Annotated in this window: 13 protein-coding genes; 6 read left to right on the top strand and 7 right to left on the bottom strand. The window is 54.9% G+C overall.

Annotated elements, in window-relative coordinates; genetic code table 11:
* Nucleotides 1–19: 19 nt before the first annotated feature.
* Nucleotides 20–1,381 (bottom strand): hypothetical protein, encoded by a 1,362-nt coding sequence (locus ABA45_RS15045; protein WP_048387463.1) that lies wholly within the window; start codon nt 1,379–1,381, stop codon nt 20–22.
* A gap of 209 nt (nt 1,382–1,590) precedes the next feature.
* Here ABA45_RS15045 and ABA45_RS15050 point away from each other — a divergent pair, with 209 nt between their 5' ends.
* Together ABA45_RS15050 and ABA45_RS15055 are read left to right on the top strand one after the other, a co-directional pair.
* Complete coding sequence (locus ABA45_RS15050) at nt 1,591–2,796, top strand: 3-oxoadipyl-CoA thiolase (protein ID WP_048387464.1); 1,206 nt, start codon at nt 1,591–1,593, stop codon at nt 2,794–2,796.
* A 21-nt stretch (nt 2,797–2,817) separates the two neighbouring features.
* On the top strand, nt 2,818–3,984 hold the full coding sequence (locus tag ABA45_RS15055; RefSeq protein ID WP_048387465.1) for an acyl-CoA dehydrogenase: 1,167 nt from the start codon (nt 2,818–2,820) through the stop codon (nt 3,982–3,984).
* Between the two features lie 81 nt (nt 3,985–4,065).
* Here ABA45_RS15055 and ABA45_RS15060 read toward each other — a convergent pair whose 3' ends face one another.
* Entirely contained in the window at nt 4,066–6,051 is a 1,986-nt protein-coding gene (locus tag ABA45_RS15060; RefSeq protein WP_048387467.1) for a TRAP transporter permease, read from the bottom strand.
* Between the two features lie 95 nt (nt 6,052–6,146).
* A complete protein-coding gene (locus tag ABA45_RS15065) occupies nt 6,147–7,316 on the bottom strand; it encodes a TAXI family TRAP transporter solute-binding subunit (protein WP_048387469.1) in 1,170 nt (389 codons plus the stop codon).
* A gap of 282 nt (nt 7,317–7,598) precedes the next feature.
* Here ABA45_RS15065 and ABA45_RS15070 point away from each other — a divergent pair, with 282 nt between their 5' ends.
* The 4 genes from ABA45_RS15070 to ABA45_RS15085 all read left to right on the top strand — a co-directional run bounded on the left by ABA45_RS15070 (nt 7,599) and on the right by ABA45_RS15085 (nt 11,284).
* The gene (locus ABA45_RS15070; protein WP_048387471.1) at nt 7,599–8,795 is read left to right on the top strand and encodes an acyl-CoA dehydrogenase family protein; all 1,197 of its coding nucleotides are present in this window, start codon (nt 7,599–7,601) and stop codon (nt 8,793–8,795) included.
* Between the two features lie 10 nt (nt 8,796–8,805).
* Nucleotides 8,806–9,948 (top strand): acyl-CoA dehydrogenase family protein, encoded by a 1,143-nt coding sequence (locus ABA45_RS15075; RefSeq protein ID WP_048387475.1) that lies wholly within the window; start codon nt 8,806–8,808, stop codon nt 9,946–9,948.
* A gap of 107 nt (nt 9,949–10,055) precedes the next feature.
* Complete coding sequence (locus ABA45_RS15080) at nt 10,056–10,817, top strand: class II aldolase/adducin family protein (protein WP_048387477.1); 762 nt, start codon at nt 10,056–10,058, stop codon at nt 10,815–10,817.
* A gap of 11 nt (nt 10,818–10,828) precedes the next feature.
* The gene (locus ABA45_RS15085) at nt 10,829–11,284 is read left to right on the top strand and encodes a MaoC family dehydratase (RefSeq protein WP_048387479.1); all 456 of its coding nucleotides are present in this window, start codon (nt 10,829–10,831) and stop codon (nt 11,282–11,284) included.
* A 76-nt stretch (nt 11,285–11,360) separates the two neighbouring features.
* Here the strand turns inward: ABA45_RS15085 and ABA45_RS15090 are convergent, their stop codons facing one another.
* The 4 genes from ABA45_RS15090 to ABA45_RS15105 are packed head-to-tail and all read right to left on the bottom strand — an operon-like array spanning nt 11,361 to nt 15,825.
* Nucleotides 11,361–12,296: a ketopantoate reductase family protein gene (locus ABA45_RS15090; RefSeq protein WP_048387481.1), complete on the bottom strand. Its 936-nt coding sequence runs from the start codon at nt 12,294–12,296 to the stop codon at nt 11,361–11,363.
* Nucleotides 12,289–13,959, bottom strand: a complete 1,671-nt coding sequence (locus tag ABA45_RS15095) for a long-chain fatty acid--CoA ligase (protein WP_048387484.1) — start codon at nt 13,957–13,959, stop codon at nt 12,289–12,291. The genes ABA45_RS15090 and ABA45_RS15095 overlap by 8 nt, the downstream gene beginning before the upstream one ends.
* Nucleotides 13,960–13,984: 25 nt before the next feature.
* Complete coding sequence (gene surE, locus ABA45_RS15100; RefSeq protein WP_048387486.1) at nt 13,985–14,764, bottom strand: 5'/3'-nucleotidase SurE; 780 nt, start codon at nt 14,762–14,764, stop codon at nt 13,985–13,987.
* The gene (locus ABA45_RS15105) at nt 14,761–15,825 is read right to left on the bottom strand and encodes a phosphotransferase (RefSeq protein ID WP_048387489.1); all 1,065 of its coding nucleotides are present in this window, start codon (nt 15,823–15,825) and stop codon (nt 14,761–14,763) included. Before ABA45_RS15105 ends, surE begins: the two co-directional genes overlap by 4 nt.
* Nucleotides 15,826–15,848 lie beyond the last annotated feature (23 nt).

Genomic DNA, 15,848 nt, shown 5'->3' on the forward strand with positions numbered 1-15,848 from the left:
CAACGATCGAAAGCTTCGCTCACAGAATGGCTGGCAAAACGATAATCTCTAATGCCAGAAGCGCCAACAATAGGGGCACGACTATTAAGACAAAAACGCCATTCCAGCGAAATGCCACTACCCGACGCGGCACCTGACCAAAGCGCGACAGCAGCATGACAGCTGGCCCAAACGGCGAAAGCATCATCGCCAGGGAAAAGCCGATAACCAAAGCAACAGATATCAGTAGCGGATCCATGCCTTCCGCAATGAGCTGCGGCAGAAGACCCGCTTGAACGCTAAGCACTGTAATCGGGATAACCCCAATGGCTGATAGCAGCGGCAAGCTCAGCATACCGACAACAGCGAGTACCCACATTCCACCAGCGGAGGTTGCAAGACCACTTAAGGCATCCGCTGGAATAACGCTGGAAATGGACACACCCAGAATCGCCGATGCGGCAAAAATTGCCATTTCATTATTCATGGATGAAACCTGAGTCATGCTCTCCTTGAGCACCACCCCGACCGATCGTTCCCGCCACGTCATATAAAGAACAGTAACAGAGGGCACAGCCATCATGGCGGCGACCGACACTTTGAAGTCGGTCAAGGCGACGATAACAGCCATGACGGCAAATACGATTGAGATCAGCCCAAGCAACTGCAAAGAGCCCGACGGCCATTGTTCAAGAACGACACGTTCGCTGCTGACCTGCCGAAATCGATGCTGTTCCAGTATCCAGCCAACCACAACCAGAACCACAGACGCCGCAAGGCCGTAAGGCAGAAGCATAGACCAGCTTAACTGGGGCAGCTCCCGGGTCAGTATGGCCACGGCGACACTGGTGGGTGCCACCAGAGGAACAAGAGCGAAACCGCGAAGCGTACTGATCAGAACACTGCGCAGCCACTGCAGGCGGGACTCGCCGGAAATTCCACGTTCGCGCAGAGTTTCTGAAAGACTGCCACAGAGCAGGCTCATCATGCCGAAGCTCAGCACAGAGGCTATGCTACAGCTAACCAGGGCATACTTGGGATACAGCCAGATGGCACGACCACCCAACAGGACATCGTGAATCCGACGCAGCACCTCAAAACGCCTGACCAGGCACTGCATCATCCCGAGGCTTGCCAGGAATGCGGCGTAAAATGCAGCATCAGCAGAAGCTTTGATTAACCGGTCCGTGCCCAGTTCGCCGCGGATAGAAAACCACGCAACAACCGCCAGAGAAACCAGCAGCAAAGTGCGGGCGTACGTCTGAAGAGAATGGCCCACACACAGAAAGCAAAAAATAAATAACACGCCCGAGATTGCACTGAGCTGAGTGCTGGACATACAAATAGCAATCAGCTCAAGCAAAACCGCCAAAGGTAATAGCCAGCGACCTGCAGCACTCATACCTGCTTTGTCCTTGTTAGAGTCACGCTGGCAGAGACGGTCTCTGCTTGCATTTCACACACACCCCGATTAGTCTTTTCGAACCCAATACAAAACACAGTTTCGCTTGATGAAACTATATTAGCACAAATGACAAGATAGACCGGGGTCTTTTACACTCGAGTCCGCAAGCTGATTCGAGAGCCTCGGCATGTCCCAGAGGAAGAACAATGAGTGCATTTATCTACGATGGTCTCAGGACTGCTTTTGGCCGCCATGCGGGCTCTCTTTCCCGGGTTCGGCCCGATGACTTGCTGGCAAGCGTGATCAGGGCACTGGTTGAGCGCAATGCGTTCGCTCCGGAAGCCTATGAAGACGTTATTGCAGGCTGTACCAACCAAGCAGGCGAAGATGCGCGCAACGTGGCACGTCACGCTGGATTGCTGGCCGGCCTTCCAGTCGAGACAGGCGGGCTGACCGTTAACCGACTTTGTGGCTCCGGACTGGCGGCCATCATTGACGCTGCCAGGGCGGTTCGCTGCGGCGAAGGTGAGTTGTTTATAGCCGGCGGCACCGAGAGCATGAGCCGCGCCCCTTTCGTGATCGCCAAGGGAGAGACTCCTTTCAGCAGGGATTTCCGTGCCTTCGACAGCACCATTGGCGCACGTTTCCCGAACCCGCTTATCGAGAGCGTTTTCGGCGCGGACACCATGCCTGAAACAGCCAATAACATTGCCCGCGATCTCGGCCTGAGCCGCGAACTGACAGATCAGTTTGCGGCTCAGAGCCAGGCCCGTTATGAAGAGGCCCGCCGCATAGGTTTCTTTAAAGACGAGATCTTGAGTATTGATGTGCCTAATGGCCGCAAAAACCCCCCGATTACAGTCCGCGAAGACGAACACCCGCGCCCCCAGTCAACCGCCGAGTTGCTTGCAGGGCTTCGCCCCCTGGTTGAAGGCGGCGTAGTGACGGCAGGCAATGCTTCCGGCATTAACGACGGTGCAGCTGCCCTGATCATCGGCTCCCGAGAAGCCGGCGAACGCGCTGGAATAAAGCCCCGCGCGCGCATTGTGTCAGCCGCCATTGCAGGTGTTTCGCCACGAGTAATGGGCCTGGGCCCGGTTCTGGCCTGCGAAAAAGCCTTGGCTCGCGCTGGCCTTGGGCTTAACGATATGGATGTCATCGAGATTAATGAGGCGTTTGCAGCCCAGGTTCTCGGTTGTACTACTAAACTGGGTATAGACCCCACTGACTCCCGGCTGAACCCGAACGGAGGGGCCATTGCAATTGGCCACCCGCTTGGCGCATCCGGCGCAAGGATTGCACTTACCGCTACCCGTCAGCTGGAATGCAGCGGCGGGCGCTACGCCCTTATCAGCCTGTGCATTGGCGTTGGTCAAGGCATTGCAGCTGTGATTGAACGAGTTCGTAACTGATTTTCACTGAGGAGAAACAACATGGCTTCCGCACCGTGGGATGACTTGCTGCAATTTGACAAGCAACTGGATGAAACCGAACGGCAGGTTCGGGACAGCATCCGTAGTTTCTGTGACCAACGCCTGATGCCCGGAATTATTGAGGCCAACCGACACGAAAAATTCGATCGTTCCATATTCACCGATATGGGAGAGCTGGGCATGCTCGGTGCCACCTTGCCGGAAGAATACGGCGGTCCTGGCTTGAATCATGTTTGCTATGGTTTGATTGCCCGCGAAGTCGAGCGGGTAGACTCTGCCTACCGATCGGCTTTGAGTGTTCAGTCTTCGTTGGTTATGTACCCGATTTACTCGTTTGGCCAGGAAGCACTAAAAAAACGCGTGCTACCAAAACTCGCCTCCGGTGTGTTGGTTGGCTGTTTCGGTCTGACCGAGCCCAACCATGGTTCTGACCCCAGCGGTATGGAAACCCGCGCCAAGAAAGTCGACGGCGGCTATCTGGTCAGCGGCTCCAAGACCTGGATTACCAACTCCCCCATTGCGGATGTCTTCGTGATTTGGGCCAAACTTGACGGTAGGGTCACCGGTTTTGTACTGGAACGTGGCGCCAAGGGTCTGCACACCCCTAAAATTGAAGGTAAATTCTCTCTGCGCGCCTCCGAAACGGGTTCCATTTTTATGGACGAGGTGTTCTGCCCTGACGAGAACAAACTGGATGTAGACGGTCTGAAAGGGCCGTTCAGCTGCCTCAACAAAGCCCGCTATGGCATAAGTTGGGGCTCTCTCGGCGCGGCGGAATTCTGCTGGCATGCGGCCCGCAATTACACCCTGGAGCGCAAGCAGTTTGGTAAGCCACTAGCCGCGAACCAGCTTATTCAGAAAAAGCTGGTAGACATGCAGACCGACATTGCCCTTGGCCTGCAAGGTGCGCTGCAACTTGGCCGCCTGATGGACGCCGGTGAAGCGTCTCCGGATGCAATTTCCTTGATGAAGCGTAACAACTGCGGCAAGTCCCTGGACATAGCCCGAGTTGCCCGTGACATGCACGGCGGCAACGGTATTTCAGACGAATACCATGTCATTCGCCACGTAATGAACCTGGAAGCCGTTAATACCTATGAGGGCACTCACGATATCCACGCCCTGATCCTCGGCCGTGGACAGACCGGCATTCCCGCCTTCGGTTAACACCGACGTTTATGCTAAAAAAAAAAAGGCAGGCTGTATGGCCCTGCCTTTTTTTATATTCGCTGTCTATAGAAGCTTCCTTTACACCAACACTGTCTCAACCCGGTTAGACCACCACACCAGCGCAAGAGCTGGCAAAATCAGCATCGCGCTGATCATCGTCAACTCCAGATTGGTGAAGGGTACCGGGCCGCCTCCGGGAATCGCCAACAGCATCCCGCCGGCAATCAACGCCAGGCGGATGGGCCACTGGAGCACCCGATAAAGCGAAAGATTGCCAATGCCCAGCAGGTAACCCTGCATACCGCCTGCAATTAACGCCACACCCACAATGGCCTGAGGCAGCACGATCAGGATTTCATCCCAGGAGCCCTGGAGTATCAACGCCGGGTTCAACACGAACAGGAACGGAATAAAGTAAATCACGCTACCCAGTTTCATGGCCTGGAAGCCGGTTTCCATTGGCCGGGCACCCGCCACCGTGGCAGCAGCAAAGGCACCCAGTGCCACCGGTGGTGTGATGAAGCTCAGCATGCCCCAATACAAGATGAACAGGTGAACCGCCAACGGGTCCATACCACCGCCGTTAATCAACGCCGGAGCCAGGGCCACTGCCAGGAAAATATAGGCCGCCGTGACGGTCATTCCAATGCCCAGGATAAAACTGGTCGCTGCCCCCATAAATAGCAGTACAAGGGTATTGCCACCGGCCAGAAAAATCAGATCATTGGCGATGGTGCCAGACATGCCGGTTACCGACAGCGCCCCCACCAGCAAACCCACGCCCGCCAGAATGGCAATCAGTTCCGCAAATAGCTTTCCGGCGCTGGAGAAAAAGCCTTTCACATCCTCCCAGCCCCAACGTTGGTATGGCAACACCTGATTGATCACCAACAACAAAGCCGTAGCGTAGAAAGGCGCAATCGCCTCCCGTCGCAGGAAAAACAACAGCCAGATCAGCAGCACAAAGACAAAGATGAAGTACCAGCCTTCTTTTAAAGTCTGGCGTAGGGAAGGCAGCTCATTCGCTGGCAATCCTTTGAGTTCGTGGCGCGCAGCGTAAGCGTCAATTTGAATAAACAGACCCATGAAATACAGGAATGACGGAACCGCTGCCGCCAGCGCAATCGTACCGTAAGAAATATTCAGAAAGCTGGCCATAATAAACGCCGTCGCGCCCATCACCGGCGGCATCAGTACGCCACCCGTAGACGCACAGGCTTCGACACCGGCGGCGTAAGACCGCCCAAAACCCACCTTCCGCATAGCCGGGATAGACAGCACACCGGTGGTGAGCACGTTGGTAATCACGCTGCCGCTCATAGACCCCATCAGGCCGCTGGAGAATACCGCAACCTTGGCCGGGCCACCCCGGACATGACCGAGCAGGGCAAACGCCAGATTGATAAAGAACTTACCACCTCCGGTTTGTTGTAGCGCAACGCCGAACAACAAAAAGCCGATCACCAGGTTAGCGAACGCCTGTAGCGGAATACCCATGACGCTCTCACGGCTCATGGCATGGTAAATAGCAGTCTGGGAAGGTGATGACGGAAAGCCCTGAATCGGCCCCGGTACAACATCTGCGAAAATCGGATACAAACTTGCAACCGCGACAATGAGACCGATCGGCCAACCGCCGGCCCGTCGCGCCGCCTCGATCACCACGCCCCAAAAAAGGAAGCTCATTACAATGGCGTAGTCCGGCGCGTCGTACTCCCAGCCACTGTCGAGAATCTGTTCCGCGTTTAGCACGAAAAAGCCGCATACCGAGACCGCAAACAAGAACAGCACCACGTCGTACCAAGGTACTTTTGTGCGCGAAGCCTTACCAAAAGCGGGCCAAAGCACGAAAACCAACGGCAGCATCAATGCTACCACTGTATAAAAGAACTGGCTTTCCACCGACGTCACCGCAGTGAATAACCGAAGGTTAAACAGGTAATCAATGGCCAGCAGGGTCAGCGCCAGAGTCGCCACTCGGGGTACCCAAAGCCAGAACCCGGATAACTGGCGGATACCCGATATTTCGCCCGCATTAACGGGTTGTTTCTGAGGCAAGCTCATAAGATCAGAGGCTCCGATGCGATGATGATAAAACGGAAACCCCCGGCGTATCGTCGCCAAGACAGCGGCGATACGCCGGAGCAATGGGGCAGGTCCTAACGGAAAACCGCTTCCATACCTTCTGCTTCAAGTGCTTTAGCTCGTGCTTCCATCCAGCCGCTACGGAACGCGTCTTCGCCTTCCGGCGGGTTGGAACCCATGAAGCTTTCCCAGGTGGTTTTCAGGAGTCCCTGACGTTTAACCAACCCATCCTGATGCGCTTGCATGGCATCGGTCCAATGTCCAATTTCCTTGTAATACTCAACAACCGCATCGTGATAAGGAATCACCCACTGCATGTTCTGATTTTCTAGCGAGTAACCCGCATTGCCAGGAGCAGCGTCTTTGTACTTGTCATGGTCCTCGATCAGCACACGGACCAGATTTCTGGCGGTTTTATCGTCCAGGCTCTCATTGCCGACCAATATGGGATACGGGTAGGTGGCGCCGATCCACGGGCTGTCCTTGCCATAGTTCTCACCAGCAGCAGACGTTACTTTGTGGGGCTGAAAATACGGCGCCACGGTCTGAAGCCGCTGCCAGCCTTTTTTATTCTCTGGGTCCAGTTCCGGCCACACGATACCCCTTGGGCTGGCGGACAGTTGCTGAGCGGGCGGTGCCACGCTCATGGTAAACGCGGCGTCAACCTGGTTGGCCACAATGCCTTCAAAAGAACGGCCGTAGCCCGGGAATTCGACCCGTTCAACGTCATCCCAAGTCAGGCCCCCAAATGCCAAAAAGGCTTCAGTGCCAATATTCAGGGCGTCATCACCACGGATGTAAGCCACCCGCTTGCCTTTCAAATCCGCCGGCGTTTTCACATTAATGTCACCTGCAACCGCGACACCCAGACCGAAACTGGCGGTAGAGGTGCTAATCAGGCGAATGGACTGCGGCCCCCACTGCGGATCGGCAAACAGCAATACGCCTTCGGAGCCGTAGTAACTGGCAATGCCACAGGCACAGAGCGGCACCCGCCCCATACGTAGGGGTGTCATTCGGGACACATCATTTTCACCGGGCAGAATGCGCACCGAGGTGCCGTATTCATTTTTTAGCAGGTTACCGATGGATACCATCTGGGTATAACCTGCTGACCCGGTGCCGTAGGCCGTCATGGCCAATGTGGAGGGCAATTCAATATTCTCAGCACTGTGGGCGAAAAATGAGACTGTACTCAAAACACCAATGAGCAAACGTTTTGTGAAAATTGTTGTTTTTATCACTGAAAACCTCGCGTTATGATTGTTAATTAACGGCAACTTCTGTTTCGCACTGCGGTATTGATACTTTTTACATTTCGCATCGCAATATTAGTTTCCGTAGAATGAATATAGGCAATGTCACTCAATACAACAACCTTATAAAACTAAATTCTGCCAAACGTCGTAAAAACGAGTGATTTAACCGAATTACAAGGAATTGACAGAAAAGGATAGATCATTCACTCTTACTCAATTCTGCTATGCGGTATGCGCTTTCGCTAGAACGAACAGAGAGGTTGTTCCATGAACATAAACTACACGCCGGAGGAGCTCGCCTTCCGGGATGACGTCCGGGCTTTTCTGGACCAGGCGCTACCGGCAGACATTTCCGCCAAAGTGAAGGGTTTCCGCCACCTGACGAAAGAGGATCACCAGCGCTGGCAGCAAATCCTCTGCAAACAAGGCTGGTACGCCACGCACTGGCCAGAAGAGTACGGCGGTGTGAAATGGACACCGGTTCAAAAGCATATCTGGGATGAAGAATCCTGCCAGTACGGTGTGCCCCGCTCTGTTCCGTTCGGCGTGAACATGGTGGCGCCCGTTATCATCAAGTTTGGCAACGAAAAGCAGAAGCAGACTTACCTGCCGCGCATCCTTAGCGGAGAAGATTGGTGGTGCCAAGGCTATTCGGAGCCCGGCGCAGGTTCCGATCTCGCATCGCTGAAAGCCCGCGCTGTGCGCGAAGGCGACCACTACATTGTGAACGGCCAGAAAACCTGGACCACGCTTGGCCAGCACGCCAACATGATTTTTTGCCTGGTGCGCACCAATACCGAGGTGAAAGCACAGGAAGGCATTTCCTTCCTGCTGATCGACATGAACACGCCAGGTATCACCGTGCGCCCGATCATCACCCTTGACGGCGAGCACGAAGTGAACGAAGTCTTCTTTCAAGACGTCAAAGTGCCGGTTGAAAATCGGGTAGGAGAGGAAGACAAAGGCTGGACTTACGCCAAGTTCCTGCTGACTTATGAGCGCACCGGCCTGGCCGGCATCGGCTTGTCCAAAGCCGCGCTGTCTCACCTGAAGCAACTGGCATCTCGTTGCATCAAGAATGGCCGCCCGCTGATTGAAGATACGTCGTTCAGCCAGCGCATTGCCCGGGTTGAAATTGACCTGACTGCGGCGACCATCAGCAACTTGCGCATTATTGCTGCGGTTGAGGGCGGCGGCATGCCCGGGGCTGAAAGCTCCATGCTAAAGGTAAAGGGCACAGAAATTCGCCAAGCGATTAATGACCTTGCACGCAGAGCCATTGGGCCCTATGCCATTCCGTTTGCGGAAGAAGAACTGAACCTTGATTACGAAGGCGAGTTCCTATCAGACGAAAATGCTGCACCGCTTTCAGCTCAGTACTTCAACAATCGTAAGCTTTCAATTTTCGGCGGATCCAACGAGATCCAGAAAAACATCGTGTCGAAAATGATTCTCGGGCTTTAAGGAGGCAACCATGGATTTCGGACTCAATGAAGAGCAGCAGATGCTGCAGGACACCGTGGCCCGTCTGGTGCGCGGTGAATACAGTTTTGAAAAGCGCCTGGCATACAGTGAAACCGAAGCCGGTTTTAGCGTCGATTTCTGGAAACAGCTGAGCGAACTGGGACTAACATCGGTCCCATTTTCTGAGGAACTGGGTGGCTTCGGCGGTGGCGGTGTAGAAGTACAGTCGGTTATGACCGAACTGGGCCGTGGCCTGTGCCTTGAGCCGTACCTGCAATCGGTCGTTTTTGGCGGTGGCCTTATCAGCCAGGCCGGAAACGATAGTCAGAAGGACGTCTGGTTAAGCGGTATTGCCAGCGGCGAACTACGGGCAGCCGTCGCACTTCAGGAGCCTCAGAGCTTTTACGACCTGAACGATGTGCAAACCCACGCTGAGAAAAAAGACGGTGGTTTTGTACTTAATGGACGCAAGGCCGTTGTGATTGGTGGGCACTGTGCTGACCTCATTGTGGTATCCGCTCGCACCTCGGGCGGCACCCGCGACACTAACGGCATCAGCCTGTTTGTATTGAAGCCGGATACGGCGGGCATTGAGCGCCGCGTTTACCCGACCATTGACGGTTCCAAAGGCTGTGATATTACGCTGAACAATGTTCACGTGGGTGCTGACGCCCTGCTCGGCGAAGAGGGCAGCGCCAGCGAAGTAATCGACTACCAGGCCGGTCGTGCCATTGCGGCGCTATGCGCGGAAGCCGTCGGTGTTATGGAAGTCGCCAACGAGCTTACTCTCGACTACCTCAAACAGCGTAAACAGTTTGGCGTACCCATTGGTAAGTTTCAGGTGCTGCAGCACCGCATGGTCGACATGATGTCTGAACTTGAGCAAGCTCGCTCGATGGCTATTCTGGCCGCCAGCGTGGCAGACGAAGAACAAAGCGATGAGCGCCGTCGCGCGCTTTCCGCCGCGAAAAATGTCATCGGCCGCAGCGGACAGTTCATTTCAGAACAAGGCATACAATCCCACGGTGGCATTGGCATGACATGGGAATACAATTTTGCCCACTACGCCAAGCGTTTGATCATGATCAATCACCAACTGGGTGATGATGACTTCCACTTGGAACGCTATGCGTTTCTTTTACAGGCAAGCTAAACTCGGTAATGAGTGTGCCTGAGAGCTTATTTTGATCAGCCAGGGGGCTTTTTCGGGGGTGGATCGCCACCCCTTTGTTATACAAAGTCAGGAATAAGGTGAACAATATGACAACAAACACCTCGGATACCGATGCGAATACGCTGAAAGCGGAAGAATGGCAGGTTCGCAAAGAGTTAGCTGCGGCCTACCGCCTTGTCGCCCTGTTCGGGTGGGATGACCTGGTTTTTACCCACCTTTCCGCCCGAGTACCTGGCCCCGAGCATCACTTTCTTATTAATCCTTACGGCCTGCTGTTTCACGAGATCACGGCTTCTTCTCTGGTGAAAGTGGACAAAGACGGACAGGTTGTGGCATCCGGAGGCCTTAGCAGGGTGAATCCCGCCGGCTTTACCATACACAGTGCTGTGCACATGGGGCGCGACGATGCCGGTGCCGTCATGCACCTTCATGCCGCAGATGGTGTAGCGATTTCCGCCCACAGAGACGGCCTGCTGCCCTTGAGCCAGACAGCCATGCTCTGTTTAGCCCACCTGAGTTACCACGAGTATGAAGGTGTCGCTCTGAACCTGGATGAGCGTGAGCGCCTGATTCGGGACCTCGGGGATAAATCCATGATGATGCTGCGCAATCACGGTGTTCTGACCGCTGGCAAAGACGTACCGGAAACCTTTACGTACCTGTACTTCCTGATGAAAGCCTGCGAGATACAGGTCAAAGCACAGAGTTGCGGCCCAGTGCATATGCCCTCCGAGCAGGCTGTCCGAACGACCGCAGAACAGTCACAATCTCTCGGTAGCGCAGCGGCGCTCACCTGGCCAGCACTGCTGCGGCTTCTCGACAGCAAAAACCCCGGTTACGCGGTATAGAAGGGCTCAGTATGGTGGAAATACAACTCGATGAGCTGGCCAGTCATAAAGGAAGCCTGTGCTGCTTCAGCCCCTGGCTTACCATCACCCAGAACATGATCGGCGCGTTTGCCGATGCCACGGGTGACCACCAATGGATTCACGTGGATGTGGAGCGGGCGAAACGGGAGTCGCCTTGGAAGTGCCCGGTCGCCCATGGGTATTTAACCGTGTCCCTGATCTCCCGGCTCAACCCTCAAGCTCTGCGGGTTACGGGCACCAAGGCTACTATCAATTACGGGCTGAACAAACTTCGATTTCCAGCGGCAGTGCCGGTGGGTTCGGATATTCGCACAAAAGTCGAACTGGTGGATGTTACATCGGTGGACGACAAAAGGATTTTGGCGACTTACAAAACCACCGTAGAAATAAATGGCCAGGACAAACCGGCCTGCGTAGTAGAAAACCTCGCTATGTACGTGGCCTGAGCAGGACTGATGTATTCAGAGCCCGGCAAGCGGGCTCTGAATACTCTCTACAAACCTTCTAAACACTCTCTAAACACTATTCCCGCCCTTCCAGCGCTGCGCGCATTTTCAGAGTAACCAGCACCGTATTCAGGTGAGGCACAGCGACGCTATGGCGCTTGGCTAACGCCACCACGTTACCCAACACGGCCTCCCGTTCAATCGGACGGTCGTTCAGATAGTCCAGCGCCATACTGTTTTTGTAGGCAGGCATTTTACGGGTGTTGTCGATGTTCTGATCGATCAACGCCTCATCCATTGGATAGCCCTCTGCCGCAGCGACCTCTATCACCTCGCGCATCATAGCCCGCACCAGCTCTTCGCCGCCCGTAGTATCCAGCATCGTTAGAGTGTCCGCACCGTTGGCAACAACCGACAATGGGTTAAACGGGGTATTCCAGAGGCATTTGCGCCAGCGCTCACTCACAACACGCTCAGTCAGATCGCTCTTAATTCCACCTTCTATAAACAGTTGGGACAAAGCCCGGCAGCCCTCATCAATACCTTCCGGATAACGCCCCATCACTAACTTGCCGTAGGCTTTGTGCTCAACGACGCCGGATTCTGTGCGGCTTGCGGCAATGAAGGCCAGACAGCTTATAAGAGGGTTCTGCGGATAGGCATCGGCCAGCTCTTTTTCGATATCCAGGCCGTTTTCGATCAGAACCAGACGGGTTTTCTCACCCATCCAGGGCGCAACCAGTGCAACCCGATCCACGCCGGGCAGAACTTTCACGCACAGAATCAGAAAGTCTGGCGTTTCTTCCGGCAAGTCACCATCACGGTATACATGATCGGGCTCGTAGGAAAGGTCTCCGAGCGGGCTTGTGATTCGAATACCTTGGGCTCTGACCGCATTATAGTCTGAGCGCAATACAGCACTCACGGAACAGCCGGCCTTCTTTAGAATGGCACCGTAGAAGCTACCGATAGCGCCGGCACCCACAATTAAAATACTGGGTTTTTTATTCATGATCTGTCCCTGCCCATTCTTCCTCCTGAAGCGCCCGCCACATCAGCTTGCCCGTGGGGGATTTTGGCAATGCACTCACAAATTCAACAAGGGTGGGCACTTTATAGACCGCCATCTGTTCCTTGCACCAATCCGTAATGTCCTCAACGCTGGTACTGCCTTCTGCTTCAGGTATGAGCACGATGCAGGCCTTCACCGTTTCCCCACGTTTGGGATCCGGGGCCGAGATAATACACAGCTCATGAATGGCAGGGTGTCTGTACATCATGGCCTCAACTTCCGAAGGCCACACTTTGAATCCGGATGCGTTAATCATTCGCTTAAGGCGATCGACCATGAAGAAGTAACCCTCTTCGTCGTAATACGCGAGGTCGCCGGTACGGAAGAAGCGCTTGCCATCAATTTCGACGAACGCCGCATCGGTTTCGGCCGGCCGGTTCCAGTAGCCGATGGTCACCTGCGGACCACAGGAAACGATCTCACCGGTTTCACCCGGTCCTTTCTCTTCCAGGGTATCCACATCAATAATCCGGCTGTCCACATCAAACACCGGGATACCCAAACACTGTGCTTTGGGTTTCGCGTTGGGGTTGATGTGGGTTGCGGCCATGGTTTCTGACAAGCCATAGCCCTCAATGTAGTTGAGACCCGTCAGCCTTTTCAGTTTTTCTGCAACGGCGCCGGGCATGGCGGCACCTCCGCCACCAATCATTTGGAGACTGGAGAGGTCGTATTTTCCAATATCCGGACTGGAAAGAAAGTCCACCGCCATGGTAACGATGTTGGCCCAGGCGGTGACCTTGTAGCGTTCAATAAGCCTTAATGCAGTGGTGCGATCCCAGCGCGTCATAATCACCGCCGTCGAGCCGGCGAAAATCGGCCCGTTCATGGAGCCGGTCATGCCGGTTACATGGAAAAATGGCAGGGTGGCCAGCTGCATGCTGTCAGAAGTGCTCAGATTCCAGAACACACGGTGTACCGCCGTTGCCATCACCGAGCGATGGGTGTGCATACAGCCTTTTGGTGCACCCGTTGTACCAGAGCTATAGGGGATGACGGCCAGATCTTCCGGGCCTGCCGTATGTTGTTGAGGGCTAAGGCCCGCCGCCATAGCGCTTTCCCAGCTCACGACGCCCGGAGCATCGCCCGACCAGGCAGGGCTTGCGACTTCCGCCGGCAGATCCAGGTCGGTATCAGGCTTAATGTATGTGTTGTAGGAAGCCACCACAATCTGTTCCAGATCGGTTTTTCCCAGCAGCGGCGTAATGTATTCAGCCAGTTCCTGGCCTGCCAGGCATACCCGTGAGCCTGTATCCGCAATATAATGATCTAGCTCTGCGGCCCGGTTCATCGGGTTTATCGGAATCACCACGGCATCTGCCCGCAGAATCGCGTAGTAGGAGATCACATACTGCGGCGAATTCTGCATATACAGCAGCACCCGATCACCCTTTTTCACACCCTGCGCCTGCAGGTAACCTGCCATAAACTCCACTTCCGCCAGCAGCCGGCGGTATGTGATGAACGCATCGTAGAAAATGATGGCTGTTTGGTCAGGATAGCGCAGGGCCGATATTTCCAGATTGGTAAAAACACTGGTTTTCGGCAAGGTCATGGTCTTGGGCAGATCTGTAGGCCAAACCGCATAGTGACGTGTGAACATAATTATTGTTGTCTCCAGGTGTACATCAGCCTGCCAGCATCGCGGACAGATCAAATTCTTTGGTATCCCCGGGCAAGGGGCCTTCATGTCGCAGGGGCGTAATGGCGACTGCCTTGTCCCTCAGCACGGCCACATCGGAGTCTGGCGCTATGATGTGCCGGGAGTTACGATCAAACCCCAACCACCAATAAGGTAGGCTGCGGGAATCATGGCCCTCCTTTAGGCGAGCTTGCTGGATGGAACCACTGGACTGCTTACACCAGCGTGCAGAAACGATATCTCCGGCCTCGCAGGCAGGAAAGTTCACGTTCCAGGCCCGCTTTTCGCCCGGCTGCCATAGTTTGCGGATGACCGCCTCGCCAAATTGTTCGACGGGCGCCCAGTCGATACCCTCACGGGACAGAAAGGCCTGGCTTAAGGCAATAGCGGGAATGCTCATATGATGAGCGCTGAGCGCCGCGCCAACCGTACCCGAGTACTGCACCGAGTCACTGATGTTGGCTCCGCAATTGACACCTGATAACACAAGATCCGGAGGTATTTCACTGAACCACTGGGCAAGGGAATAAAGCACACAATCTGCCGGGGTACCGGAAACCGCGTAGCGTTTATTCCCGGTTTCGTAGACCCGCAACGGGTGGTGTATCGAGATGCTCTGGCCCGCGCCGCTGCGGTCGTGCTCCGGAGCTACAACCCAGACTTCTTCTGCCAGGTTACGGGCAATCTTTTCCAGCCGCGCCAGCCCTGGCGCGTTAATGCCATCGTCGTTGGTGATGAGGATGCGCCGAACGATGGGGAATGTCATGTCAGCGCTCCCGCACTGGCGATTTTCCAGCCGGTTTCGGCCAGCAAGCTGGCGCGTTTGCCTACGTCAAGAGCATCGGCATTGGCAGCATTACCGTCCAGCGCGCGTCTGTAGACGCCTTGGACGATAGAGGCTAATCGGAACAGCGAAAAGGCGAGGTAAACGTGCCAGTCTGCAATACTTTCGCGGCCTGTCTTGGCGCAGTAACGAGCGATAATTTCCTGCTCACCCGGTATGCCCAGTGCTTCTAAGTCTTCGCCCTTCAACCCGCGCATACCCGGTATATCCGATGGCAGGTGATAAGGCAGGCAGTAGTAGGCCAGATCCGCCAACGGGTGCCCAAGCGTAGAAAGCTCCCAATCCAGAACGGCGATCACCTCGGGTTTGTCCGGAGCAAGCATCAGGTTGCCGAAGCGATAGTCACCATGGGCAATAGCACACTCATCGGTTGAAGGCAGGTTTTTGGGCAGCCATGCCATAAGTTTATCCATTTCAGGCATTTCGTCGGTTTTGGCCGCCAGGTACTGTTTACTCCAGCGCGAAACCTGGCGTGCCACATAGCCTTCCGGACGACCGTAGTCTCCCAGGCCTACTGCGTACACATCCACAGAATGCAGTTCTGCCAAGGTGTCGATAGCGGAATGGTGGGCCAGCAATCTTTCTTTGCAATCCAGCACTCGCAAGGCTGAATGGCTAACGATGCGGCCTTCCAGAAAGTCCATCACGTAAAAAGGCGTGCCTATAATCTCGCTGTCCTCACACAACACCCGAGCTTTGGGTACCGGCAGCGATGTGTTCTCCGATAGCGCACGGATAACTTTGTACTCCCGCTCGACCATGTGAGCAGACGGCAACGTTTTTCCGGGTGGTTTTTTACGCAGGACGAAGCGACCACTGTCGGTATCCAGCAGGAATGTCGGGTTGGACTGGCCGCCCTGGAACTGCTTTACCTCAAGGCGGCTGCCAAAATCCGGCATAGCTTGCTGAAGCCAGGACAAGAGCCGGGTTTCATCGAATGTGTGAGCTGGGAGGACGTCCACCAGCTCTGGAGTTATGCTCATTTTTTGTGTTGCCTTCAATTTTG

The organism is Marinobacter psychrophilus (genome assembly GCF_001043175.1).
GTDB lineage: Bacteria > Pseudomonadota > Gammaproteobacteria > Pseudomonadales > Oleiphilaceae > Marinobacter > Marinobacter psychrophilus.

What these genes read in the sequence shown, in the direction of transcription:
- ABA45_RS15080 (WP_048387477.1), top strand. Translation starts at nt 10,056, where the DNA reads ATGACAACAAACACCTCGGATACCGATGCGAATACGCTGAAAGCGGAA.
- ABA45_RS15105 (WP_048387489.1), bottom strand. Translation starts at nt 15,825, where the DNA reads ATGAGCATAACTCCAGAGCTGGTGGACGTCCTCCCAGCTCACACATTC.
- surE (WP_048387486.1), bottom strand. Translation starts at nt 14,764, where the DNA reads ATGACATTCCCCATCGTTCGGCGCATCCTCATCACCAACGACGATGGC.
- ABA45_RS15045 (WP_048387463.1), bottom strand. Translation starts at nt 1,381, where the DNA reads ATGAGTGCTGCAGGTCGCTGGCTATTACCTTTGGCGGTTTTGCTTGAG.
- ABA45_RS15075 (WP_048387475.1), top strand. Translation starts at nt 8,806, where the DNA reads ATGGATTTCGGACTCAATGAAGAGCAGCAGATGCTGCAGGACACCGTG.
- ABA45_RS15055 (WP_048387465.1), top strand. Translation starts at nt 2,818, where the DNA reads ATGGCTTCCGCACCGTGGGATGACTTGCTGCAATTTGACAAGCAACTG.
- ABA45_RS15090 (WP_048387481.1), bottom strand. Translation starts at nt 12,296, where the DNA reads ATGAATAAAAAACCCAGTATTTTAATTGTGGGTGCCGGCGCTATCGGT.
- ABA45_RS15060 (WP_048387467.1), bottom strand. Translation starts at nt 6,051, where the DNA reads ATGAGCTTGCCTCAGAAACAACCCGTTAATGCGGGCGAAATATCGGGT.
- ABA45_RS15085 (WP_048387479.1), top strand. Translation starts at nt 10,829, where the DNA reads ATGGTGGAAATACAACTCGATGAGCTGGCCAGTCATAAAGGAAGCCTG.
- ABA45_RS15050 (WP_048387464.1), top strand. Translation starts at nt 1,591, where the DNA reads ATGAGTGCATTTATCTACGATGGTCTCAGGACTGCTTTTGGCCGCCAT.
- ABA45_RS15095 (WP_048387484.1), bottom strand. Translation starts at nt 13,959, where the DNA reads ATGTTCACACGTCACTATGCGGTTTGGCCTACAGATCTGCCCAAGACC.
- ABA45_RS15070 (WP_048387471.1), top strand. Translation starts at nt 7,599, where the DNA reads ATGAACATAAACTACACGCCGGAGGAGCTCGCCTTCCGGGATGACGTC.